Source organism: Lysobacter sp. Root916, from assembly GCF_001429785.1.
GTDB lineage: Bacteria > Pseudomonadota > Gammaproteobacteria > Xanthomonadales > Xanthomonadaceae > Lysobacter.
In genome coordinates, this window is sequence record NZ_LMJF01000001.1 from 619,706 (window position 1) to 641,211 (window position 21,506).

General features: G+C 68.9%; 25 protein-coding genes. 13 read left to right on the plus strand and 12 right to left on the minus strand.

Annotated features, from left to right (window positions below):
- Positions 1-12: 12 nt before the first annotated feature.
- The 11 genes from hisD to ASE35_RS02950 all read left to right on the plus strand — a co-directional run bounded on the left by hisD (position 13) and on the right by ASE35_RS02950 (position 9,684).
- Positions 13-1,314, plus strand: coding sequence for a histidinol dehydrogenase (hisD, locus tag ASE35_RS02900; RefSeq protein WP_057163401.1), 1,302 nt, complete (start codon positions 13-15; stop codon positions 1,312-1,314).
- The gene (hisC, locus tag ASE35_RS02905; protein ID WP_057162915.1) at positions 1,311-2,402 is read left to right on the plus strand and encodes a histidinol-phosphate transaminase; all 1,092 of its coding nucleotides are present in this window, start codon (positions 1,311-1,313) and stop codon (positions 2,400-2,402) included. Before hisD ends, hisC begins: the two co-directional genes overlap by 4 nt.
- Before the next feature lie 22 nt (positions 2,403-2,424).
- A complete protein-coding gene (gene hisB, locus ASE35_RS02910; protein ID WP_056173793.1) occupies positions 2,425-3,504 on the plus strand; it encodes a bifunctional histidinol-phosphatase/imidazoleglycerol-phosphate dehydratase HisB in 1,080 nt (359 codons plus the stop codon).
- Between the two features lie 131 nt (positions 3,505-3,635).
- A complete protein-coding gene (hisH, locus tag ASE35_RS02915) occupies positions 3,636-4,238 on the plus strand; it encodes an imidazole glycerol phosphate synthase subunit HisH (protein ID WP_056176464.1) in 603 nt (200 codons plus the stop codon).
- Entirely contained in the window at positions 4,235-4,984 is a 750-nt protein-coding gene (gene hisA / locus ASE35_RS02920; RefSeq protein ID WP_056173796.1) for a 1-(5-phosphoribosyl)-5-[(5-phosphoribosylamino)methylideneamino]imidazole-4-carboxamide isomerase, read from the plus strand. The genes hisH and hisA overlap by 4 nt, the downstream gene beginning before the upstream one ends.
- Positions 4,978-5,754, plus strand: coding sequence for an imidazole glycerol phosphate synthase subunit HisF (gene hisF / locus ASE35_RS02925; protein WP_057162916.1), 777 nt, complete (start codon positions 4,978-4,980; stop codon positions 5,752-5,754). Before hisA ends, hisF begins: the two co-directional genes overlap by 7 nt.
- Positions 5,744-6,409: a bifunctional phosphoribosyl-AMP cyclohydrolase/phosphoribosyl-ATP diphosphatase HisIE gene (hisIE, locus tag ASE35_RS02930; protein ID WP_057161204.1), complete on the plus strand. Its 666-nt coding sequence runs from the start codon at positions 5,744-5,746 to the stop codon at positions 6,407-6,409. Before hisF ends, hisIE begins: the two co-directional genes overlap by 11 nt.
- A gap of 246 nt (positions 6,410-6,655) precedes the next feature.
- Complete coding sequence (locus ASE35_RS02935; protein ID WP_057162917.1) at positions 6,656-8,278, plus strand: calcineurin-like phosphoesterase family protein; 1,623 nt, start codon at positions 6,656-6,658, stop codon at positions 8,276-8,278.
- A gap of 4 nt (positions 8,279-8,282) precedes the next feature.
- Positions 8,283-8,867, plus strand: coding sequence for a YdeI/OmpD-associated family protein (locus ASE35_RS02940; RefSeq protein ID WP_057162918.1), 585 nt, complete (start codon positions 8,283-8,285; stop codon positions 8,865-8,867).
- Positions 8,868-9,012: 145 nt separating this feature from the next.
- Positions 9,013-9,459: a type II 3-dehydroquinate dehydratase gene (locus tag ASE35_RS02945; RefSeq protein WP_082576350.1), complete on the plus strand. Its 447-nt coding sequence runs from the start codon at positions 9,013-9,015 to the stop codon at positions 9,457-9,459.
- A 21-nt stretch (positions 9,460-9,480) separates the two neighbouring features.
- On the plus strand, positions 9,481-9,684 hold the full coding sequence (locus ASE35_RS02950; protein ID WP_056173811.1) for a hypothetical protein: 204 nt from the start codon (positions 9,481-9,483) through the stop codon (positions 9,682-9,684).
- A gap of 528 nt (positions 9,685-10,212) precedes the next feature.
- Here the strand turns inward: ASE35_RS02950 and mtnC are convergent.
- On the minus strand, positions 10,213-10,908 hold the full coding sequence (gene mtnC / locus ASE35_RS02955; RefSeq protein WP_057162919.1) for an acireductone synthase: 696 nt from the start codon (positions 10,906-10,908) through the stop codon (positions 10,213-10,215).
- Positions 10,909-11,044: 136 nt separating this feature from the next.
- Between mtnC and ASE35_RS02960 the strand changes: the two genes are divergently transcribed.
- Positions 11,045-11,311: a hypothetical protein gene (locus ASE35_RS02960; protein ID WP_056173816.1), complete on the plus strand. Its 267-nt coding sequence runs from the start codon at positions 11,045-11,047 to the stop codon at positions 11,309-11,311.
- An 18-nt stretch (positions 11,312-11,329) separates the two neighbouring features.
- Here ASE35_RS02960 and ASE35_RS02965 read toward each other — a convergent pair whose 3' ends face one another.
- From ASE35_RS02965 to ASE35_RS02980, 4 genes are all read right to left on the minus strand, one after another.
- A complete protein-coding gene (locus ASE35_RS02965) occupies positions 11,330-11,887 on the minus strand; it encodes an acireductone dioxygenase (protein ID WP_057162920.1) in 558 nt (185 codons plus the stop codon).
- Positions 11,884-12,522 carry a methylthioribulose 1-phosphate dehydratase gene (locus ASE35_RS02970; RefSeq protein WP_056173822.1) on the minus strand — a complete coding sequence of 213 codons (639 nt, stop codon included), beginning with the start codon at positions 12,520-12,522 and terminating at the stop codon, positions 11,884-11,886. Before ASE35_RS02970 ends, ASE35_RS02965 begins: the two co-directional genes overlap by 4 nt.
- A gap of 110 nt (positions 12,523-12,632) precedes the next feature.
- Positions 12,633-14,066: an amino acid permease gene (locus ASE35_RS02975; RefSeq protein ID WP_057161198.1), complete on the minus strand. Its 1,434-nt coding sequence runs from the start codon at positions 14,064-14,066 to the stop codon at positions 12,633-12,635.
- A gap of 135 nt (positions 14,067-14,201) precedes the next feature.
- Positions 14,202-15,671 (minus strand): amino acid permease, encoded by a 1,470-nt coding sequence (locus ASE35_RS02980; RefSeq protein WP_056173827.1) that lies wholly within the window; start codon positions 15,669-15,671, stop codon positions 14,202-14,204.
- Positions 15,672-15,941: 270 nt separating this feature from the next.
- Between ASE35_RS02980 and ASE35_RS02985 the strand changes: the two genes are divergently transcribed.
- Positions 15,942-16,403 (plus strand): NUDIX hydrolase, encoded by a 462-nt coding sequence (locus ASE35_RS02985; protein ID WP_235568803.1) that lies wholly within the window; start codon positions 15,942-15,944, stop codon positions 16,401-16,403.
- A gap of 563 nt (positions 16,404-16,966) precedes the next feature.
- On the opposite strand, the gene ASE35_RS02990 is transcribed toward ASE35_RS02985, so the two are convergent.
- The 7 genes from ASE35_RS02990 to ASE35_RS03020 all read right to left on the minus strand — a co-directional run bounded on the left by ASE35_RS02990 (position 16,967) and on the right by ASE35_RS03020 (position 21,494).
- Positions 16,967-19,048 carry a phospholipase C, phosphocholine-specific gene (locus ASE35_RS02990; RefSeq protein WP_057161196.1) on the minus strand — a complete coding sequence of 694 codons (2,082 nt, stop codon included), beginning with the start codon at positions 19,046-19,048 and terminating at the stop codon, positions 16,967-16,969.
- Between the two features lie 79 nt (positions 19,049-19,127).
- Positions 19,128-19,511, minus strand: a complete 384-nt coding sequence (locus ASE35_RS02995) for a hypothetical protein (RefSeq protein ID WP_057161195.1) — start codon at positions 19,509-19,511, stop codon at positions 19,128-19,130.
- A 147-nt stretch (positions 19,512-19,658) separates the two neighbouring features.
- Positions 19,659-20,126, minus strand: coding sequence for a GNAT family N-acetyltransferase (locus tag ASE35_RS03000; protein WP_056173836.1), 468 nt, complete (start codon positions 20,124-20,126; stop codon positions 19,659-19,661).
- A gap of 1 nt (position 20,127) precedes the next feature.
- Entirely contained in the window at positions 20,128-20,490 is a 363-nt protein-coding gene (locus ASE35_RS03005; RefSeq protein WP_057162921.1) for a hypothetical protein, read from the minus strand.
- 55 nt (positions 20,491-20,545) lie between these two features.
- Positions 20,546-20,854 (minus strand): hypothetical protein, encoded by a 309-nt coding sequence (locus ASE35_RS03010; protein ID WP_057161192.1) that lies wholly within the window; start codon positions 20,852-20,854, stop codon positions 20,546-20,548.
- Positions 20,855-20,902: 48 nt separating this feature from the next.
- A complete protein-coding gene (locus ASE35_RS03015) occupies positions 20,903-21,190 on the minus strand; it encodes a hypothetical protein (protein WP_162258803.1) in 288 nt (95 codons plus the stop codon).
- A 19-nt stretch (positions 21,191-21,209) separates the two neighbouring features.
- Complete coding sequence (locus ASE35_RS03020) at positions 21,210-21,494, minus strand: hypothetical protein (RefSeq protein ID WP_057162922.1); 285 nt, start codon at positions 21,492-21,494, stop codon at positions 21,210-21,212.
- Between the last annotated feature and the right edge of the window lie 12 nt (positions 21,495-21,506).

Here is a 21,506-nt window from a genome sequence, read left to right on the forward strand (position 1 = left end):
GGCGAGGGCATCATGCAACGCCTGCAGTGGAATGCGCTGGACGAAAATCAGCGCGAGTCCGCGCTGCGCCGTCCGGCCCAACAGACCCGGCGCGAAACCGCCGAAGCGGTGACGGCGATCCTGGAACAGGTGCGCCGCGACGGCGATGCCGCGCTGCGCGCGCTGGGCGCGCGCTACGACGGCGTGGCCCTGGACGCGTTCGCCGTCGGCGCCGAGGAGTTCGACGCCGCGCAACGCGAGGTCGCCGCGCCCTTGCGCGCCGCGATCGATCAGGCCGCCGCCCGCATCGAAGCCTTCCACGCCGCCGGCATGACCCAGCCTTACACCTTGGACAGCGGCGACGGCGTGCGCTGCGAGCGCATCCTGCGACCGATCCAGCGCGTCGGCCTGTACGTGCCGGCCGGCTCGGCGCCGTTGCCGTCGACCGCCTTGATGCTGTGCATGCCCGCGCGCCTGGCCGGCTGTCCGCAGATCGCCCTGTGCACGCCGCCGCGCCGCGACGGCCGCGCCGATCCCGCGGTGCTCTACGCAGCGCGCCGCTGCGGCGTGAGCCGGGTCTACAAGCTTGGCGGTGCGCAGGCGATCGCGGCCATGGCCTTCGGCACCGCCAGCGTCGGCAAGTGCGACAAGCTGTTCGGGCCGGGCAATGCCTACGTCACCGAGGCCAAGCGCCAGGTCGCGTTGCTGGAGGGCGGGGCGGCGATCGATCTGCCGGCCGGGCCTTCGGAAGTGCTGGTGATCGCCGATGCCGGCGCCAATCCGGCGTTCGTCGCCGCCGACCTGCTGTCGCAGGCCGAGCACGGTCCAGATTCGCAGGTGATCCTGCTCAGCGACGACAGCGCGATGCTGGACGCGGTCGAGATCGAGATCGACGCCCAACTGGCGGCCCTGCCGCGCGCCGAGACCGCGCGCGCCGCGCTGCGCGCCTCGCGTTCGATCCGGGTCGATTCGATCGCCGACGCGCTCGAGGTCAGCAACCGCTACGCGCCCGAGCACCTGATCCTGGCCCTGCGCGACGCGCGCGCCTGGCTGCCGCGCGTGCTCGCGGCCGGCTCGGTGTTTCTCGGCGATTGGGCGCCCGAAGCGCTGGGCGACTACTGCAGCGGCACCAACCACGTGCTGCCCACCAGCGGCGCGGCGCGCTACGCCGGCGGCGTCAACGTGGCCAGTTTCCAGGTCGCGATCACGGTGCAGGAGGTGCAGCCGCGCGGCATCGCCGCGATCGGGCCCTGCGCGGTCGAACTGGCCCGCGCCGAAGGCCTGGACGCGCACCGCATCGCGGTCGCGCTGCGTTTGCAGCAGGTGGCCGCATGAGCGCGCCGCTGTCGCTGCTGCGCGAAGACCTGCGCGATTTCGCCGGCTACAAATCCGCGCGCAGCGAGGCCCTGAGCGGTTCGGTCTGGCTCAACGCCAACGAATCGGCTTGGGCCAACGCCGCCGACGACGCCGGCACGCTGCGCCGCTATCCCGATCCGCAACCGCCGCGCCTGCGCGCGGCCCTGGCCGCGCTGTATGGCTGCGCGCCCGAGCAACTGCTGGCCGGACGCGGCAGCGACGAGGGCATCGACCTGCTGCTGCGCGCGTCCTGCCGTCCCGGTGGCGACGCCATCGTGACCACGCCGCCGACCTTCGGCATGTACGCGGTGTGCGCGCGCCTGCACGGCACGCGCGTGGTCGAGGTCGGCTTGCGCGACACGCCCGAGGGTTTCGTCTGCGATTTCGAAGCGATCGCGCGCGCGGCCGAGCAGACGGCGGCCAAACTGGTGTTCCTGTGCTCGCCGGGCAATCCCTCGGGCACGCTGCTGCCGCTGGATGCGATCGCCGCACTCGCGCAACGCCTCAGCGAGCGCGCGCTGGTGGTGGTGGACGAAGCCTATCTGGAATACGCGCAGGCGCCGTCGGCGATCGGCCTGATCGCCAGCCAGCCCAACGTGGTGGTGCTGCGCACCTTGTCCAAGGCGCATGCGCTGGCGGCGGCGCGGATCGGCAGCACCATCGCCGACGCGGCCCTGATCGCGGCGCTGCAACGTTGCCAGGCGCCGTACCCGCTGGCGGAGCCCTGCGTGGCGTTGGCGCTGCGCGCGCTCGACGCCGGCGCGCGCGCGCTCAGCGAGGCCAACGCCGCCGCCTGCGTGCTGGAGCGCGAGCGCCTGTACGCCGCGCTGCCGGCGGTGCGCGGCATACGCCAGGTCTATCCCTCGCAGGCGAACTTCCTGCTCGCGCGTTTCGAACGGGCCCAGTCCGCCTTCGATGCGCTGCTCGCCGCCGGCGTGGTGGTGCGCGATATGCGCGCCGCGCCGCAGCTGGGCGATGCCCTGCGCATCAGCCTGGGCACCGCCGAACAGAACGCGCGCGTGCTGGAGACGCTCGCGCGCACCGACGCCGGCGAGCGCGCCGCATGAACCCGACCATCGAATCGTCCCTATGAGCCAGACCCCGCTTTTGTTCGTCGACCGCGACGGCACCCTGATCGCCGAGCCCGAGGATTTCCAGATCGACAGCTACGCCAAGCTGCGTTTCGTCGACGGCGTGATTCCGGCGATGCTGCGCCTGCGCGATGCCGGCTATCAGTTCGTGATGATCAGCAACCAGGACGGCCTGGGCAGCGAGGCGTTCCCGCGCGAGGACTTCGAGGGCCCGCACGCGCTGATGCTGCAGGTGTTCGCCAGCCAGGGCATCGTGTTCCGCGACGTCCTGATCGACACCAGCCTGCCGGCCGACAACGCGCCCACGCGCAAGCCGGCGATCGGCCTGGCCCTGCCGCTGCTGAAGGATCGCGGCATCGACTGGACGCGCACGGCCATGGTCGGCGACCGCGACACCGACATCGCGTTCGCGCGCAACCTCGGCGTCCGCGGCTTCCAACTGCGCACCGATAGCTTCGGCGGCGAATGGGATTGGGCGGGCATCGCCCACGCGCTGGCCGACGCGCCGCGTACCGCGCGCATCCAGCGCAACACCCGCGAGACCCGCATCGAGGTCGGCGTGGACCTGGACCGCGAGGCCGATCCCAGCGTGTCCACCGGCCTGGGCTTCTTCGATCACATGCTGGAGCAGTTGGGCAAGCACGGCGGCTTCGCGCTCGAGCTCAAGTGCCAGGGCGATCTGCACATCGATGAGCATCACACCATCGAGGACAGCGCGCTGGCGCTGGGGCAGGCGCTGCGCGCGGCCCTGGGCGACAAGCGCGGCATCGGCCGCTACGGCTTCGTGCTGCCGATGGACGAAAGCCTGGCCACGGCGGCGCTGGATTTCTCCGGCCGGCCTTACTTCGTGTTCGAGGGCGCGTTCGCGCGCGAGCGCGTGGGCGACATGCCGACCGAACTGGTGCCGCACTTCTTCCGTTCCCTGTGCGAGACGGCCGGCCTGAACTTGAATCTGAACGTCCAGGGCGAAAACGACCACCACAAAGTGGAGGCATGTTTCAAAGCGGTCGCGCGCGCACTGCGCCAGGCGATCCGGCGCGAGGGCCACGGGCTGCCCAGCACCAAGGGCACGCTTTAAGGGCACTCGGCGTCGTTCAGAAATGTGTAGTCAGCGCCGGCGCGGCGGTCGCAAGTCCGCTTTGCGTCCGGAATCGCGATAGTTGAGCCGATCCCAGCGTGGTCGGCGGTAGCACGAACAAGAGGTTTTTCGTGACGGGCGTCGTACTGATCGACATGGGTGGGGGGAACATCGGCTCGGTGCGTTATGCACTGGAGCGGTTGGGTGCGTACGCAGTACTGAGCGCCGACCCCGCCACGATCCGTACGGCCGAGCGCGTGATCCTGCCGGGGGTCGGGGCGGCGGCGCCAGCGATGGCGCGGCTGCGTGAGCTCGGTTTGGTCGACACCATCCGGGCGCTGCGTCAGCCGCTGCTCGGGATCTGTCTGGGCATGCAGCTGCTGTTCGAGTCGTCCGAGGAAGGCGACGTGGAGTGTCTGGGGCTGTTGCCCGGACGCATCGGCAAACTGCAACCGCGCCAGGGAGTTCGCGTGCCGCACATGGGATGGAATGCATTGGAACGGCGACGTCCGTCGCCCCTGCTGGACGGCATCGCCGACGGCGACCGCGCTTACTTCGTGCACAGCTATGCGGTGCCGGTAGGCCCCGACACGCTGGCCGCGAGCGAACACGGCGTGCCGTTCTCGGCCGTGGTCGGGCGCGGCAACCGCTACGGCGCGCAATTCCACCCCGAGCGTTCGGCGGCGGTGGGCGCGCGTCTGCTGCGCAATTTCCTCGACGGGGTGCCGGTATGAACAACTGCACGCTGTACCCGGCCATCGACGTGCGCGCCGGCCGTGTGGTGCGCCTGCGCCAAGGCGACTACGAACAGGAAACCGCCTACGACGAAGAACCCCTGACCATGGCCAAGCGCTACGCCGACACCGGCGCGCGCTGGCTGCACCTGGTCGATCTGGACGCCGCCCGCTACGGCGGCTACACCCTGGCGCCGCTGCTGCGCGCGATCACCACCACGAGTTGGATGCGCGTGCAGACCGGCGGCGGCGTGCGCAGCGAGGCCGACATCGAGGCCATCCTCGACGCGGGCGCCGACCGCGTCGTGGTCGGTTCGCTGGCGGTGCGCGAACCCGACCGCGTCGGCGACTGGCTGCAGCGCTACGGCGCCGACCGCATCACCGTCGCCCTGGACGCGCGCCAATCCAGCACCGGCCACTGGCGTTTGCCGGTCGCCGGCTGGACCGAGGACAGCGGCGCCCAGCTGGAACCGATGCTGGAGCACTTCGCCAACGTCGGCGTGCGCCATCTGCTGTGCACCGACGTGTCCCGCGACGGCACCATGCAGGGTCCGAACCTGGACCTGTATCGGCACGTGCGCTCGATCGCACCGGAGATGCAGGTGCAGGCGTCCGGCGGCATCCGCGATATCGCCGACATCGTCGCCGCGCACGAAGCCGGCTGCCGTGGCGCGGTGCTGGGCAAGGCCCTGATCGAAGGCCGCTTCGGCCTCGGCGAAGCCCTGCACAAGGCGCAACGATGCTGAGCCGCCGTATCGTCCCCTGTCTGGACGTGCGCGATGGTCGCGTCGTCAAGGGCGTGCGCTTCCGCGATCACGTCGACATGGGCGATATCGTCGAACTGGCCTTGCGCTATCGCGACGAGGGTGCCGACGAGCTGGTGTTCTACGACATCACCGCCAGCCCGCAGGGCCGCAGCGTGGACCGCGACTGGGTGGAACGGGTGGCGCGCACCATCGACATCCCGTTCTGCGTGGCCGGCGGCATCCGCAGCGTCGAGGACGCGCGCGCGGTGCTCAGCGCCGGCGCCGACAAGATTTCGATCAATACGCCCGCACTGGAACGTCCGGCGCTGATCGGCGAGATCGCCGATGCCTTCGGCGTGCAATGCGTGGTGGTCGGCATCGACAGCCTGCGCGACGAGGACGGGCAATGGCGCGTGCGCCAGTACACCGGCGATCCCGAGCGCACCCGGGCGCTGGCGCGGCGCACCCTGGACTGGGTGGTCGAGGCGCAGGAGCGCGGCGCCGGCGAGATCGTGCTCAATTGCATGGGCAGCGACGGCGTGCGGCGCGGCTACGACCTGGAACAGCTGGCGGCGGTGCGCGCGCGCTGCGAAGTGCCGCTGGTCGCATCCGGCGGCGCCGGCGAGATCGCCCATTTCACCGAGGTATTCCGCGAAGCTGACGCCGATGCCGCACTCGCGGCCAGCGTGTTCCATTCCGGCGCGATCCGCATCCCCGAGCTCAAGCGCGAACTGCGCACACAAGGCGTCGAGGTACGCGATGTCCATTGAATCCAGCGGCGCGGCCGCGCGCCCGTGGGCGGATTTTTCCGTCGAAGCGCTGTCCTGGGACAAGCAGGACGGCTTGCTGCCGGCGATCGTGCAGGACGCCGCGACCCTGCGCGTGCTGATGCTGGGCTACATGAATCGTGCAGCCCTGGCCCAGACCCTGGCCAGCGGCCACGTCACCTTCTACAGCCGCAGCCGGCAACGGCTGTGGACCAAGGGCGAGACCTCGGGCAACGTGCTGCACTTGCTGGCGATCGAAACCGATTGCGATGGCGACACCTTGCTGGTGCAGGCCCGCCCGCAGGGGCCGACTTGCCACCTCGGCCGCGACAGCTGCTTCGAGCACGCGCCCGACGATTTCCTGGCCGAGCTAGACCGCCTGGTCGCGCGCCGCGAACGCGAGCGCCCGGCCGGCAGCTATACCACGCGCCTGTTCGAACAGGGCCGCCGCAGCATCGCCCAGAAGGTGGGCGAGGAGGGCGTGGAGACCGCCCTGGCCGGCGTGGTCGAGGACGATGCGGCGTTGTGCGGCGAGGCCGCGGATCTGCTCTACCACCTGCTGGTCTTGCTGCGCGCGCGCGGCCTGTCGCTGGACGACGCGGTGGCGGTGCTGAAGTCGCGCCACGGCCAGCCGCATCGGGGTTCCGAGCCGGCCTAAGCAGGTTTTCGCGTCCCTGGGTTCCTGCTGTCTGTGGGAGCGGCGTAAGCCGCGATTCGACCTTCGGCATGCGACGAGAGCCGCGACCTACCGAGAGAACGCCGGCCTGGAGCCGCGTCGGTTGACGTGTTGTCGCGCATCGCGGCTCACGCCGCTCCCACAGGAAGCGACAGCGCGCACTCGTGCGCTCCGGCACATGGATCGGTAACTCAGCGCCGCATAATGGGGCCCCGTCCGGAGCCCGCCATGCGCCCATCCGTCACCGCCTGTGTCCTCGCGCTGGCCCTGATCGCCCCGGCCCGCGCGCTGGCGCTGCCGCCGCCGTGCAACAGCGGCATCGTCTACGAAGACCGCAACGGCAATGGCAGCCGCGACGAGGGCGAGCCGGGTCTGCCGAATATTCGCGTGTCCGATGGCGTCGAGCTGGTCGTCAGCGACGCCCACGGCCACTATCACCTGCCCGCGATCGACGGCCGCAGCAGTTTCGTGATCAAGCCGCCGGGCTACCGCGTCGGCCGTCGCGACAATGGCTTGCCCGACTTCAGCTTCAACGTGCAGCGCGAGCCGGGCCCCAAGCTCAAGTACGGCGGCATCCCCGCGGCCTTCCCGAGCTGCCGCGACTACGCCCTGATCCGCGAGACCACGCCCGCGAACGCGCCGCTGGACGTGCTGGTGTTCGCCGATCCCCAGCCCAAGACCGCCACCGATGTCGACTACTACCGCCGCGACATCGTCGAACCGCTGCTGGCGCAGCGCAAAGGCGCCGACGCGATCGCCGACCTCGGCCTGAGCCTGGGCGACATCGTCAACGACGACCTCTCGCTGTATCCGGCGCTGAACCGCGCCACCGCCGAACTCGGCGTGCCCTGGCTGCACGCGCCCGGCAATCACGATCTCGATTTCGACGCCGGCCGCGACGAAGACTCGCTGCTCAGCTACCGCCACGTGTTCGGCCCCGACACTTACGCCTGGGAAGAGCAGGCGGCCTCGTTCGTGATGCTGGACGACGTGGTCTACCAGCCCGGCCAGAAGCCGGACTACATCGGCGGCCTGCGTGAGGATCAGTTCGCCTTCCTCGAGCGCTACCTGGCCGGCGCGCGCAAGGACCGCCTGCTGGTGATCGGCGTGCATATCCCGTTCTTCGACGCCGCGCCCGGCCGCGAGACCTTCCGCCGCGGCGACCGCGAGCGCCTGTTCGCGCTGCTGCGCGACTTCCCGCGCGTGCTGCTGCTCAGCGGCCACGGCCACATCCAGCGCCACGTCTACCACGACGCCCAGGACGGCTGGCACGGCGCCGCGCCCCTGCACGAATACAACGTCGGCGCCGCCTGCGGCGCGTTCTGGTCCGGCATCAAGGATGCCCAGGGCATTCCCGCCGCGACCATGGCCGACGGCACCCCGAACGGCTACGCGCGTCTGGGCGTGAGCGCGGACGGCGCCTACCGCCTGAGCTGGCATCCCGCGCGCCTGCAGGCCGCGGCCGCGTCGACCCAGGGGATGTCGCTGCATGCGCCGCGCACGCTGCGCCGCGGCGCGTATCCGGCCTTCGGCGTGTACGCCAACGTCTACATGGGCCAGGACGACAGCCAGGTCGAGTTCCGCATCGACGACGGCGCCTGGGCGCCGATGCGGCGGATTCCGAAGCAGGACCCGGCGCTGCTGGCCGAGAACGCGCGCGACGACGAGGCCGCGAGTCTGCGTGGCTACGATCGTTCGCCCGAGGCCGAGCCGTCCGCGCACCTGTGGCGCGGCAGCTTGCCGACCGACCTGGCGGTGGGCGAGCACCGCATCGAGGTGCGCGTGCTCGATCCCTGGCAGGGCGAGCAGCGCGCGCAGACCGTTTACCGCCTGCAGGATGCGAAGGAATAGCCGCATGCCCGTCGAACTGCCGACCGATCTGCCGATCGAACTGTTCCCCGACGCCGCGGCCTGGGAGCGCTGGCTGGAAGCGCACACCGACGCGCCGGGGCTGTGGCTGAAGATCGCCAAGAAGAACCAGGGCGTGGTCTCGGTCTCGTATCCGGAAGCGCTGGACGTGGCGCTGTGCCACGGTTGGATCGACGGCCTCAAGCGCAGCTGCGACGAACGCTACTTCCTGCAGCGCTTCACCCCGCGGCGGCCGCGCAGCATCTGGTCCAAGATCAACATCGGCAAGATCGAAGCCTTGATCGCGGCCGGGCGCATGCGTGCGGGCGGGCTGCGCGAAGTCGAGGCGGCCCAGGCCGACGGGCGCTGGCAGGGCGCCTACGCGTCGGCGCGTACCATCGAGGTGCCCGAGGATCTGGCCGCGGCGCTGAAGAAGAAGGCCAAGGCGCAACGGTTCTTCGAGCAGCTCGACCGCACTAACCGCTATGCGGTGCTGTGGCGGGTCGCGACGGCGAAGAAGCCGGAGACGCGCGCGGCCCGGATCGAGAAACTGGTGGCGATGCTGGAGCGCGGCGAAAAGATCCACGGCTGAGCGGCCGGCCTGAACGCACGCCATCGGCGCGCGCGAATTTACGCGGTGGTTACGCCCGTGCCGCCGCCGCGACATGGAGGCTTTACGCCGCGCGCGCCTACAGTGCTCGCAAGCGCGCCGCCCCGAGCGCGCAGCGAGCGACAACGTGTCCATCGTGATCTTGCGCGGTCCCGACTCCCCTCATGCCGGCGCTAATGCGCGCGTGCCCGACGCGGTACGCGCGCGCCTGGCCGAGTCCGCGGCCGACGCCGGCAAGACCATCGCCCTGCGCAGCTGCCGCAGCGAGGCCGAACTGGTCGAAGGTTTGTGCGGCCTGCGTTCCGACGGCGTCGAACTGCTGCTGTTCGACCCCGGCGCCTGCGCGCCGGCCAGCGAGCGCTTGCGCCGCGCGTTGGAAGCCTTGGAAATGCCCTACATCGAGGTCCACGACGACGATATGGCCAAGCCCGAGCCTTCGCTGGCCTCCTGCGGCGGCGCCTGCCTGGCGCGCGTGCACGGCTACTCCGCGCAGAGCTACACCCTGGCGCTGGCCATCGCGCTGGAACACCTGGGCTGCGCCGAATGCGGCCATGGCGTGCACGTGGGTACCTGAGCCGGGCGGGTCGGTATCGCCATGAGCGCGCATTACTACTACTTCGCCGATTACGAAATCCTGGTCGGCGGACGTTTCATCGTCTGGGGCCAGTGCACCCTGGACTACGCGCCGACGACGCCGTTCGATCCCGCCGAAGTGCTGCAGCGCATCCGTCGCCAGGCGGCGGACGCGCACGGCGTGGAGAGCGCGGAAGTGCGCGTGCGCAACGTAAGCCGCCTATAGCGCGACGATCCGCCTTGAGGGTAGGAGCGGCGTAAGCCGCGACCGCGAGTTCGCGATCGCCGTCGACATCGCGCTTGCCCGCGTGCGCTCCAGCCCTCGCGCTCGGAGGCGGCGTTCGTCGCGTTTGCGGTGGCGCGGTCGCGGCTTACGCCGCTCCTACCCGGGGTGGCGAGGGTGGGGCGATAGGCGGTGGGACGGTCGGATTGCTGGCGTTGTTGGAGAAATCGCGGCTTACGCCGCTCCCACAGGGACCGGCAGGTCGGCGTTCGCGGTCTTCATCGCCTACGCGGTGTCATTGCCTATGGCATGCACCATGCGCCCTTGGAGGCGGAGGGGGCTCTCGCAAAGATGTCCTTCGCTGGCTCGCGATCCCTACTTGGGCGGGGCCGGTCGGACATGGGCCGTAATCTGTCGCGCGCCGGCTTTCTGTGGGAGCGGCGTAAGCCGCGATTCGCGACCTGCAAAGCGCGCGATGGCCCCACGCGCGCTATTCAACAGCGCCGATCCGGTGGCGCCAAATCGCGCCGCCTACACCTCGACCTGCGCGAACGAGGTCAGCCGCGCATGCCCATGCGCCGCCTCACCCTCGCGCGGCTGCGGGTAGTCTTCCAGACGGTCGATCAGCACCGTCGACAGGCCGGCCTCGCGGGCGGCATCGACTTCCTCGACCACGTCGGACAGGAACAGGATCTCGCCCGCCGGCAGGCCGATCGACTCGGCGATGCGCGCGTAGCTGGCGGCTTCGCGCTTGCCGCCGATCTCGGTGTCGAACCAGCCCGAGATCAGCCCGGTCAGGTCGCCGTCGTCGCTGTGGCCGAAGAACAGCCGCTGCGCCGGCACGCTGCCGGAGGAATACACGTACAGCGGCAGGCCGGCCGCGTGCCAGGCGCGCAGCGCGACAGCGGCGTCGGGGTAGATGTGGGCGGTGAAATCGGCGCCCTGGTAGCCGTCGGCCCAGACCATGCCCTGCAGCGCCTTGAGCGCGGTGTGCTTGCGGTCCTCGTCGATCCAGCCCTGCAGCACCTCGACGATCATCTCGTCCTGGCATACTCCGCCGCTCTCGGCCGCGACCGCGTCCAGCCATTTGCGCACCGCCGGCTCGCGACCGCGCGCTTTGACGAAGCCGGGCAGGGCGCGGCGCGCGTACGGGAACAGCACGTCCTTCACGAACGAGATGCTGCTGGTGGTGCCTTCGATGTCGGTGAGGATGGCGCGGATGGGCATGGCGGGGCGTCGCGGCGGGGACCTGGGATTGTCGCCTCCCGGCGCCGCCTAGGCAAAGATGCGGCGGTTCACGCATCGCCGCCGGCGGCGTTCTAGCAGGTAAGCGGGCCGCCCCAGGCCCGATCGCGGAGTGCGCATGTCCATCGAATTCATCGTGGCGATCGCCGACAACACGGCCAACAGGACCATCGTGGAAGGCAACGATGTGCGCCTGAGCGGTGGCGGCGGCACCCTCAACGGCAAGGTGCTGATCAGGATCCTGCCGTCCGGGGTGGGGGCGGCCAACATCCGCCTGCACATCCGCAGCCCGGGCCCGTGGTGGGCCCTGGACGACGTGCGCGATCTGCAGCGCTTCAGCCCGCTGGTCGAAACCGCCGTGCTCGCGGTCGAACGCCTGAGCTGAGCGCGGCGGCGCCCGGCTTCAGGCCGCCTGGCCCTTCTCGTAGCGCGGGAAGCGCCGGGCGATGTCGGTGCCGGTGAAATGGCCGACCCAGCCGTCCGGCTCGGTGAAGAAACGGATCGCGACGAAGCTGGGCTCCGGGCCCATGTCGAACCAGTGCAGGGTGCTGTCGGGCACCGAGATCAGGTCGCCTTGTTCGCACTTGATCTCGTACACGCCGGTATCGACGTGCAGGGTGAACAGGCCGGAGCCGGCGACGAAGAAGCGGACCTCGTCTTCTTTGTGATAGTGCTCGTCGAGGAACTTGTCGCGCATGGCCTCGCGCTGCGGGTTGTCCGGCGCGATGCTGACCACGTCCACGCTCTTGAAGCCGCGCTCGGCGACCAGGCGGTCGATGTCGGCGCGGTAGGCGTCCATGATCGCGTCCGGCGCATCGCCGGGCTGGACCGGGCGGCTGGCCTGCCACTGCTCGAAACCGACCCCGATCTTGCCCAGCTCGCGCGCCATCTCGGCGCGATCGCTGGTGCTCAGGCGCGGGCTGACGGTGTCGTCTTCGTCGAATATGCGCAGGCGGCTCATCGCTGCAGTCTCCTCAATTCCAGTTCGCATCCGAGCAGGAACTCGAACGCCTCCAGATGGCGCCTCGCCTCGGGCATGTCGCGGCCCCAGGCGTACAGGCCGTGGCCGTCGATCAGATAGCCCCACATCGCCTGCTGGTCGAGCAGGGCGTCGACCTGGGCGGCGAGGGTGTGCATGTCCTGGGTGTTGGGCAGCACCGGCAGTTCCAGGCTGGTCTCGTGGGTGGTGTTGCCGGTGAAGGCCTTCAACAGCTCGTAGCCCTCCAGATGCACATGGCCCAAGCCCGCGTACAGGCGCGAGGCCACGGTCTGGGTCTGCGAATGGGTGTGCAGCACGCAGCCGATCTCGGGATAGCGCTTGTACAACTGGGTATGCAGCAGGGTCTCGGCCGAGGGCCGGTGGCTGGTGGCGACCGGCGCGCCTTCCAGGTCCACGACCATGATGTCGGCCTCGGTCAGACGGCCCTTGTCGCGGCCGGAGACCGTGATGGCGGCGTGCTGGGCGTCGATCCGGCGCGAGAAATTGCTGCTGGTCGCGGGCGTCCAACCGCGCGCGGACAGCTCGCGCACGTTGACGATGATTTCGCCGGCGCAGTGGGCCAGGCGTTGCGGGTCGTAGGGCAGGGCGGTGCTCATGCCGCCAGTTTACAAACTCTGCGTGCCGGCGGCGTATCCGCGGACGGCGACGCAGCGTTCCGGTCGGGCGGCGGGCGGCCTGGGCCGCCCGCCGGGGACCGTGGCCGGGCTCAGCGCCCCGAGGCCGCGCGCAGGCGGCTGTGGCGGATGCCGTACAGGAAGTAGATCAGGAAGCCGATCGCGGTCCAGACCGCCATCAGGAACCAGTTGTGCGCGGTCATGGTCGACAGCAGCGCCAGGCAGCTGAAGATGCCGGCCAGACAGATCACCCAAGCGAACGGGATCTTGAACGGGCGCGGCAGGTCGGGCTGGGTGCGGCGCAGGATCAGCACGCCGGCGCAGACCGCGGCGAACGCGATCAGGGTGCCCATCGAGGTCAGCTCGCCCAGCACGTCCAGCGGGAACAGCGCGGCCAGCACGGCGATGCCGATGCCGGTGATCACGGTGTTGATGTGCGGGGTGCGGTAGACCGGATGGATCTTGGTGAACACCGGCGGCAGCAGGCCGTCGCGGCCCATGATCATGAAGATGCGCGGTTGGCCGATGATCATCACCAGCACCACCGAGGACAGGCCGATCAGGGCGCCGATCTCCACCACCACCCGCAGCCAGCCCAGTTGCGGATGCGCGGCCACCGCGGTCACCACCGGCTCGTCGGTGCCCAGCAGGGTGTAGGGCACCAGGCCGGTCATGATCGCGGCCATGGCGATGTAGAGCACGGTGCAGATGGCCAGCGACAGCAGCATGCCGATCGGCAGGTCGCGCTGCGGCTTGTGCGATTCCTGCGCCGCCACCGACACCGCCTCGAAGCCGATGTAGGCGAAGAACACCAGCGCCGCACCGCGCAGCACGCCTTCGAAACCGTACTTGCCCGGGCCCTGGTTCTCGGGGATGAAAGGCTGCCAGTTGGCCGGGTCCACATACTTCCAGCCGGCGACGATCACCAGCACGATCAGGCCGGTCTTGAGCACGACCATGGCCATGTTCATGGCCGAGGACTTGCGGATGCCGACGTAGCACAGCCAGGTCAGCAGCAGCACGATCCCGGCAGCGGGCAGGTTGGCGATCGCGCCGGTCGGGCGCAGTTGCGCGTCCAGCGGCGCGCTGACCAGGGCGGTCGGCAGGTGTATCCCGAAATGCTCGAGCAGGCTGAGGAAGTAGCCGGTCCAGCTGACCGCCACCGCCGAGGCCGAGACGCCGTACTCCAAGACCAGCATCCAGCCGATGAACCAGGCCGCCAGCTCGCCCAGGGTGGCGTAGGTGTAGGAATAGGCGCTGCCGGACACCGGCACCATCGCCGCGAACTCGGCGTAGGCCAGGGCGCAGAAGGTGCAGCAGATCGCCGCCAGTACGAACGACAGCATGATCGCCGGGCCGGCGTGGTCGGCCGCGGCCTGGCCGGTGATCACGAAGATGCCGCCGCCGATCACCGCGCCGATGCCCAGCGCGGTCAGGCCCCAGGGGCCGAGCGTGCGGTGCAGGCTCAGGCCTTCGGCATCGGCGTGTGCGGCGTGCGGGTGTTTGGTCGCCCAGAGTTGTTTCATCGGATCTTCCTGTCGCCGGGGCGCGGCGCCTCCGGCGGAATCGGGCAGGCCCTGGGGCCTGAACTGTCGGTCCTGAAATGGACAAGGCCGGCGGGCTGTTTATAGCCTCCGCCGGCCTTGCGCATCTTGCTACGTTCAGCCCGCCTTGCGCAGCTTGCTGTTGCGGTAGCCGTAGAAGAAGTAGATCAGCATGCCCAGCGCGGTCCAGCCGGTCATGACCTTCCAATGCTCGGCGAACGGCTTGGAGAACAGGTACAGGCAGATCAGCGCGCCCAGCGGGCAGACGACGACCGCCAGCGGCACCCGGAACGGGCGCGGCAGGTCGGGACGGGTGCTGCGCAGGATCAGCACGCCGACGCAGACGGTGGCGAAGGCGAGCAGGGTGCCCATCGAGACCATTTCGCCGAGCAGGCCGATCGGCAGGAAGCCGGCCAGCACCGCCGCGAACACGCCGACGATGATGGTGCCGATGTAGGGCGTCTGGAACTTCGGGTGCACCTTGGCGAAGAACTTCGGCAGCAGGCCGTCGTGGGCCATGGTGTAGAAGATGCGCGGCTGGCCCATCAGCATGACCAGGATCACCGAGCTCAGGCCGGCGATCGCGCCCAGTTCGACCACCATCTTCAGCCAACCCAGGGCCGGGTAGGTTTCCAGCGCGGTCGCCACCGGCTTGGGCGTGCCCAGTTCGGTGTAGGGCAGCAGGCCGGTCAGCACGCCGGCGACGATGATGTAGATGATGGTGCAGATCACCAGCGAGCCGAGGATGCCGATCGGCATGTCGCGCTGCGGGTTCTTGGCCTCGCCTGCGGCGGTGGAGACCGCGTCGAAGCCGATGTAGGCGAAGAACACCACCGAGGCGCCGCGGATCACGCCATCGACGCCGTACTTGCCGGGGCCCTGGTTTTCCGGGATGAACGGCACCCAGTTGTCCGGGTTCACGTACTTGGCGGCGAAGGCCACGAACATCGCGATCACCACGATCTTGATCGCGACGATGATGGAGTTCACGAACGCCGACTGGGTGATGCCGACGTAGCACAGGCCGCTGATGGCGGCGATGATCGCCACCGCCGGCAGGTTGACCAGGCCGCCGGTGTAGACGATGGCGCCGTCGACCACGTTAAGCGGCGCGGCCGCCAGCGACGCGGGTAGGCCTAGCCCGAAGTGCTCGAGGAAACTGTTGAGGTAGCCCGACCAGCCTACCGCCACGGTGGACGCGGCGAACATGTACTCCAGCACCAGGTTCCAGCCGATGAACCAGGCCACGAACTCGCCCAGGGTGGCGTAGGAATAGGAGTAGGCGCTGCCCGAGACCGGCAGCATCGCCGCGAACTCGGCGTAGCACAGGCCGGCCAGGGCGCAGGCGAAGCCCGCGATCACGAAGCTCAGCACCACCGCCGGACCGGCGTGGTTGGCGGCGGCGTGACCCGAGAGGACGAAGATGCCGGCGCCGATGACCGCGCCGATGCCCAGCATCACCAATTGCGTCGAAGTCAGTGTCCGCTTGAGCGTGACCTCGCCTTGCAGGCTGCCTTCTACCGGCTCTCCCGCGTCGACGTGCGGTGCAGCTTGCACCGGCTTGGTGATGAATAGGCCCTTAGACATCAGTATCCCCAGATGATGAGAGGTCGGCTGGCCGTACAAACGGCACACCCGGCGTATGGCGCAATGGCGGGCCACCATAACCCAGCGGGGAAAGCAGCGGCAAGCGGGACAAAGTCATGGTCTTTGCCGGCATAATCCGCGTCCGAATCAAGCCGCAGTGCAGCATTTGGGATGCTCGTGAGACATTCAGACCCGGACGCCGAGCTGCGTTCCAATCTCGTCGACTATGCGCGACGCTGGCCCGACGAGGCCGAGCGCGTACAGCCTTTCCTGGACCTGCTGGACGACGCCCAGGACCCGTTCCGGCGCGAGCGCCTGGAGGGCCATTACACCGGCGGCTGCTGGCTGGTCGACCGCGCCGGCGAACGGGTGCTGCTGACCCACCACCGCAAGCTCGAACGCTGGCTGCAACTGGGCGGCCACGCCGATGGCGACCGCGACCTGGCGCGGGTGACCCTGCGCGAGGCGGAGGAGGAGTCCGGTCTGTCCGACCTGAGCGTGGAACCCGAGCCCTTCGATCTGGACCGCCACTGGATCCCGGAACGTCGCGACGTGCCTGGGCACTGGCACTACGACGTGCGCTACGTGGTGCGCGCCAACGGCAGCGAGGACTACGTGGTCAGCGACGAATCGCTGGACCTGGCCTGGCGCCGCATCGACGAGCTGGTCGACGACCCCGGCAGCGACGAATCGATGCGGCGGATGGCGAGGAAGTGGTTGGCGCGCAAGTAATCTGTCCGGCCGCGTGGCCCGTGCTCGGGCCCCTCGCAGGATGCGGTGAGCCGAAGGCGAACCGCATCGCCGCGCCGGTCCGGCGATGACGACGGTGCGGTTACCACCGCACCCTACGGCCGCGCTGCATAATCGCCGCGCTTCGAGCCCCCTCCTTTGTCAAAGGAGGGCTGGGGAGGATTTGCTCTTCATGCCGCCGAAGCGCCCCCGCTCGTAGGATGCGGTGAGCCCCAGGCGAACCGCATCGCCGCGCCGGTCCGGCGATGACGAGGGTGCGGTTACCACCGCACCCTACGGCCGCGCTCCGTAATCGCCGCGCTTCGAGCTCCCTCCTTTGTAAAAGGAGGGTTGGGGAGGATTTGCTCTTCACGCCGCCGAAGCCCCCCGCTCGTAGGATGCGGTGAGCCCCAGGCGAACCGCATCGCCGCGCCGGTCCGGCGCGGTTACCACCGCACCCTACGGCCGCGCTGCGTAATCGCCGCGTTTCGAGCTCCCTCCTTTGTCAAAGGAGGGTCGGGGAGGATTTGCTCTTCATGCCGCCGAAGCGCCCCCGCTCACAGCCATCAACCCGCCCCGATCGCCGGATCGCTGACGCTAGCCCGCCCGGTCTCCACATGCCCGGCGAAGCGACGCAGATAGCCCGCATCGTGGTCCGAGCTCAGGCTCAGGTCGTACCAATGCGCGCTGGCCGCCAGCGGCCAGCTGTCGTCGATGCTGGCGCCCGGCGCGAGCGGATAGCTGCGCGCCGGCGCGCTGCTGTAGTGGTTGGGGCGCAGGGTCAGGCGGCAGGCGCCGCTGCCGCTGTTGCTCAAGCGCAGCAGCAAGCGTTCGTTGACCAGGTCGTATTCGATGCGCAGTTCCGGATTCGCGCCGCCGCTCGCGGTCGCCTTCAGCAGATCGCCCTGGAACACGCGCAGGAACCCGTTCGGCCCATGCGCGCTGAGATCGTACTTGCCCTGCGTATAGGCCTGGGCGCTCCAGTAATCCGACAGCTGCGTGCCCGGCGTCAGCGTGTAATACCACGGGCCGTCGCTGCGGTTGCGCGCGTACACGTTGAAGCCCGCGCCGGCGACGCCGGTATTGGCGAAGTCCAGCCAGTAGCGGCCGCTGGCGGCCTCGATGCGGCCGTGCACGTGCAACTGATACGGCAGCGCGCGCGCCGGGCGTTGGCCCAACTCCTGGCGCGGCATCTTCGGCTGCTTGGGCGCGCTGGGCACCGGCAACTTGCAGGACTGATCCGCGCGCGTCATGTGCTCGCGGGTGTCCGGCAGCGCCGGCCAGACCGGGTCGGCGCCGGCGAAATCCAGGGCCGTGCTGAGGTCGCCAGCGACCGCGCGTCGCCACGCGCTGATGTTGGGTTCGGCCACGCCGAAGCGCGATTCCAGGAAGCGCAGCACCGAGGTGTGATCGAACACCTGCGAATTCACCCAGCCGCCCTTGCTCCAGGGCGAGACCACGAACATCGGCACGCGGATGCCCAGGCCGACCGGCACGCCGTTGTAGTTCTCGGTGGCGGTGTCGACCGTGCTCTTGCCAAGGCTGGAGGTGATCGCCGGCAGCGGTGGCGGGACGTGGTCGAAGAAGCCGCCGTTCTCGTCGTAGTTGATGATGAACACGGTCTTGGACCAGACCTCGGGATTGGCGACCAGCGCCTCCAGCAGGCGCGCGGTCAGCGATTCGCCGTAGGCCGGGGTCGCGGCCGGGTGCTCGCTCATGATGTAGGGCGGCACGATCCAGGACACCGCCGGCAAGGTGCCTTCGCGCACGTCCTTGGCGAAGGCCGCGACCAGGTGCTCGCCGCGCGAGGCGGCGGCGTTGGCGGCGGTCGAGCCGTCCACCCAGGCGCGGCCGCGCTTGTAGAGTTCCGAATTGCGGTCCAGGTTGCGGAAGTTCGCGAACGACTGCAGCGAGTTGTCGCCGTAGTTGTCGTACTCCTGATACACCCGCCAACCGATGCCGGCGTTCTGCAGGCGCTCGGCATAGGTGCCCCAGCGGTGGCCGGCGAACGTCGCCTTGTCCTTGGACATGTCCGAGGTCCAGTTGCCGTCGTCGGCGTTGTTCACCGCCTGCGCGCCGAAGTCGCCCACGGTCATGCCGCTGGTGCCGGTGAACAAATGCATGCGGTTCGGATTGGTCGGGCCGTGGTGCGAGCAGTAGTACGCGTCGCAGACCGTGAACGCGTCGGCCAGGGCGTAGTAGTAGGGCAGGTCGGCGCGGGTGAAGTGGCCCATGCACATCGGGCCCTTGGTCGCGATCCAGGCGTTGTAGTCCTTCCAGCGCGCGTGCGTGCCCTTCCAGCTGTGGTCGATGTCGGCCAGGCACTGCGAGGCGGTGCTGTCGGTGCTGAGCCGGAACGGCAGCACGGCCTGGCCGCCGCTCTTGGGCTGGCGCCACACCGGGTCGCCATTGGGCAGCGCGATCGGGCGCGGGTCGTCGAAGCCGCGCACGCCGCGCAGGGCGCCCAGGTAATGGTCGAAGGAGCGGTTCTCCTGCATCAGGATCACCACGTGCTGCACGTCCTGAATGGTGCCGGTCACGCGTGCGGCGGGCGTCGCCAGCGCGTTGCGGATCGACGGCGGCAGCATCGCCAGGGTGGCGGCGGCGCCGGCGAACTTGAGGAAATCGCGACGAGTGTCGGAGACCATGGATCTTCCTTGCGAGCGGTGATGCGGGGGAAGGGGCGATGCTGGGCGAGGATGGTTGCAAGGGTATGGCAGGCGGCGCTCAGGGCCCGTGGACGAATTCCAGTTTCGACAACACGGCCGCGACCGCAGGCACGTTCTGATAACGGCGTCGCAGTTCGGTCAGGCGGCGGTCGTTGCCCTTGCAGGCGCGGTTGGCACCCTGGACGATCTCTTTGCTGCGTTGCCTGTCGCCTTGTGGCGCTTCCTCGCCGCGCCAATGCTCGCAGTCGTCGTAACGCTGCAGGAAGGCGCGCACCTCGTGCGGCTGCTCGCACCAGCTGGGATGGCGCTCCGGCGCCTCGCACAAGGAGCGCTCGCGCGGGCTGAGATGACCGTTCGGGCGTGGGTCGTCGAGCTTGGGCGCGCGCGCCTGCGCGGCGGCGAGCGGGATCAGACAGAGCAGCAGCAGGCTAGGGCGGCGCATGGGTCCTTCCTCGGGCCAAAGAGGGTGAGCGTGACCGAGCGTAAACCTAGGCGCCGGCGCCCGATAGCGGGGCCGTTACTCAGCGCGATAAGTGTGCCAAAAATGTGGCTATGTCGGCGTCGGGGCAAGGCGTGGCGCCGCCACGGCTTAGTCGCTCGCGTCCAACCAGCGCGTCATCAGGCGCCGCGCATGCGCCGTGTAACCCGCGCGCTCGTAGATGCCGCGCGCGCGCTCGTTGTCGTCGTTGACCTCCAGCCGCAGCGCCCGCAGGCCTTCCGCGCGGCACAGCGCCTCGGCCTCGGCCAGCGCGCGCTTGGCCAGCCCGGCGCCGCGGTGCGCGGGCAGCACGAACAACTCGTCGAGCAGGCCGTAGCGGCCGCCGAACTCCAGGCTGAAGCAGAACCCGACCGCGAGGTGCCCGGCGATCTCGTCGCCGCGCAGGATCAGGCGCAACCGTCCCGCGTTCGGGTCGGCGATCAGCACCGACAGCGCCGAGCGCAGCGCCGGTTCGTTCCAGGGCAGGTGCTCGACTGTGTAGAACTCGCGCAGCACCGGCATCAGCCGCGGCAGGTCCGCCTCCATCGCCGCCGCGAAGCGGTAGTCGTTATGGCTCATCTCAGGCCTGCTCCGGCCACTGACGGAAGTTCACGCAGACCGTGGTCTTGTCCAGCATCGCGAACTCGCGCGAGCCCCAGGGCTTAAGCGCGACCTTGCTGGAATTGGGATGCAGCAGCTGCGGCGCGCGCGCGGACAGCTCGCGGTACACCGCATCGACGTCGTCGGTGTCGATGCCCAGCTCCGGACGATCCTTGGCCGCGTACTCCGGACTCTCGACGATATAGGCCTTGGCGCCGTCGCGCGCGATCACGGCCATGTTCGCGTCCCGATACTGCACTTCGAATCCCAGCCCGTCGACGAAGAATTCGAGCCCGTCCTCGATGCGGTCGTAGAAGATTTTGGGGATGAGGTTCTTGAACATGGAAGCTCCCGCTGTCGATAGTGGTCCAGTGCCCGACCGGATCGAGTAATCCGCATTACAGCGGTAGCAAGTGGTCGAAGATGTCGAAGTCGATCAGCTTGCGAAGCGTGGGGTCGAGCGCGGTGCGTGGCAGATCCACGGTACCCAGCTGGGCCAGCGCCTTGCGCTCGAGGTCTGCCCACGAGCCGGCAAGCTCCAGTTCGTCTAGTTCAGGCATCAGGTACACCTTGTAGCGATCGGGATACTCGTCGAGCTCCTCGTCGAATGAGCAGTCGAGGAAGAACGACCGCTTTCCATCCGAGGTGTAGATGGCCCGGGGTTGATCCCAGAATTCTTTGTATCGGAAGGGGTGCCACTTTGCCATTTTGTCTGGAGTTCCCGATGGCGTCGCGCTATGGGCTGTATACGCCCGTTATCGGGTCCCGAGGACCGAGCGCAACAAAACGATGTTCTCGCAGTCCTCGCTCTCCAGAACCCACCCCGCCTCGGGCGTATCGATCATGATGCCCTCGCCGTATTCGGATCGGAACCATTCACTGGAGTTCGCCTCGTCCTCCGGAAATTGGCCGGTGCTGACGATGAAGATGACCTTGGAGGGCTCTTCATCGTTGAGCCATTGAACGAGATCACCGATTTCCACAGGCGTGCTCGTTCCTGGATAGAAGATTCGTTTCATGGCGTGTTTGCGCTGGATGCTCATCGAAACGGTGCGCATGGTTCTAAAAGCGGGTGTTTTCGCTGAAGGGCAACGGGATTCCATGCTCTCCCAGCACGACTTTGTAGTGAATGAGGTAGTCCCACAGGCGGTTGCGAAGGTCGTTGAGATCGTCATACGCGCCGGTACCACGTAACGAATCGACATCCGCCAGAATATCGTCGGCTTGGCGGCAAAGCGCATGGAGAGAGTCGTCCTGAATCAGGACCCCAGGAAACTTGCGCTGAGGGTGTCGAAGAACGGCGGCGTTGCTCTGGTCGGAGTAGATCTCGACGGTGTCTGTGCGCATGAGCTATTTACC

Excerpts from the sequence above, each read along its gene's own strand:
- ASE35_RS02970 (WP_056173822.1), bottom strand. The coding sequence starts at position 12,522 with ATGAGCACCGCCCTGCCCTACGACCCGCAACGCCTGGCCCACTGCGCC.
- ASE35_RS02965 (WP_057162920.1), bottom strand. The coding sequence starts at position 11,887 with ATGAGCCGCCTGCGCATATTCGACGAAGACGACACCGTCAGCCCGCGC.
- ASE35_RS03000 (WP_056173836.1), bottom strand. The coding sequence starts at position 20,126 with ATGAGCCATAACGACTACCGCTTCGCGGCGGCGATGGAGGCGGACCTG.
- ASE35_RS03005 (WP_057162921.1), bottom strand. The coding sequence starts at position 20,490 with ATGTTCAAGAACCTCATCCCCAAAATCTTCTACGACCGCATCGAGGAC.
- hisF (WP_057162916.1), top strand. The coding sequence starts at position 4,978 with ATGCTGAGCCGCCGTATCGTCCCCTGTCTGGACGTGCGCGATGGTCGC.
- hisIE (WP_057161204.1), top strand. The coding sequence starts at position 5,744 with ATGTCCATTGAATCCAGCGGCGCGGCCGCGCGCCCGTGGGCGGATTTT.
- ASE35_RS03015 (WP_162258803.1), bottom strand. The coding sequence starts at position 21,190 with ATGAGCATCCAGCGCAAACACGCCATGAAACGAATCTTCTATCCAGGA.
- hisB (WP_056173793.1), top strand. The coding sequence starts at position 2,425 with ATGAGCCAGACCCCGCTTTTGTTCGTCGACCGCGACGGCACCCTGATC.
- ASE35_RS02940 (WP_057162918.1), top strand. The coding sequence starts at position 8,283 with ATGCCCGTCGAACTGCCGACCGATCTGCCGATCGAACTGTTCCCCGAC.
- ASE35_RS02960 (WP_056173816.1), top strand. The coding sequence starts at position 11,045 with ATGTCCATCGAATTCATCGTGGCGATCGCCGACAACACGGCCAACAGG.
- mtnC (WP_057162919.1), bottom strand. The coding sequence starts at position 10,908 with ATGCCCATCCGCGCCATCCTCACCGACATCGAAGGCACCACCAGCAGC.
- ASE35_RS02950 (WP_056173811.1), top strand. The coding sequence starts at position 9,481 with ATGAGCGCGCATTACTACTACTTCGCCGATTACGAAATCCTGGTCGGC.
- hisA (WP_056173796.1), top strand. The coding sequence starts at position 4,235 with ATGAACAACTGCACGCTGTACCCGGCCATCGACGTGCGCGCCGGCCGT.
- ASE35_RS02990 (WP_057161196.1), bottom strand. The coding sequence starts at position 19,048 with ATGGTCTCCGACACTCGTCGCGATTTCCTCAAGTTCGCCGGCGCCGCC.
- ASE35_RS02995 (WP_057161195.1), bottom strand. The coding sequence starts at position 19,511 with ATGCGCCGCCCTAGCCTGCTGCTGCTCTGTCTGATCCCGCTCGCCGCC.
- ASE35_RS03010 (WP_057161192.1), bottom strand. The coding sequence starts at position 20,854 with ATGGCAAAGTGGCACCCCTTCCGATACAAAGAATTCTGGGATCAACCC.
- ASE35_RS03020 (WP_057162922.1), bottom strand. The coding sequence starts at position 21,494 with ATGCGCACAGACACCGTCGAGATCTACTCCGACCAGAGCAACGCCGCC.
- hisD (WP_057163401.1), top strand. The coding sequence starts at position 13 with ATGCAACGCCTGCAGTGGAATGCGCTGGACGAAAATCAGCGCGAGTCC.
- ASE35_RS02935 (WP_057162917.1), top strand. The coding sequence starts at position 6,656 with ATGCGCCCATCCGTCACCGCCTGTGTCCTCGCGCTGGCCCTGATCGCC.
- ASE35_RS02980 (WP_056173827.1), bottom strand. The coding sequence starts at position 15,671 with ATGTCTAAGGGCCTATTCATCACCAAGCCGGTGCAAGCTGCACCGCAC.
- hisC (WP_057162915.1), top strand. The coding sequence starts at position 1,311 with ATGAGCGCGCCGCTGTCGCTGCTGCGCGAAGACCTGCGCGATTTCGCC.
- ASE35_RS02975 (WP_057161198.1), bottom strand. The coding sequence starts at position 14,066 with ATGAAACAACTCTGGGCGACCAAACACCCGCACGCCGCACACGCCGAT.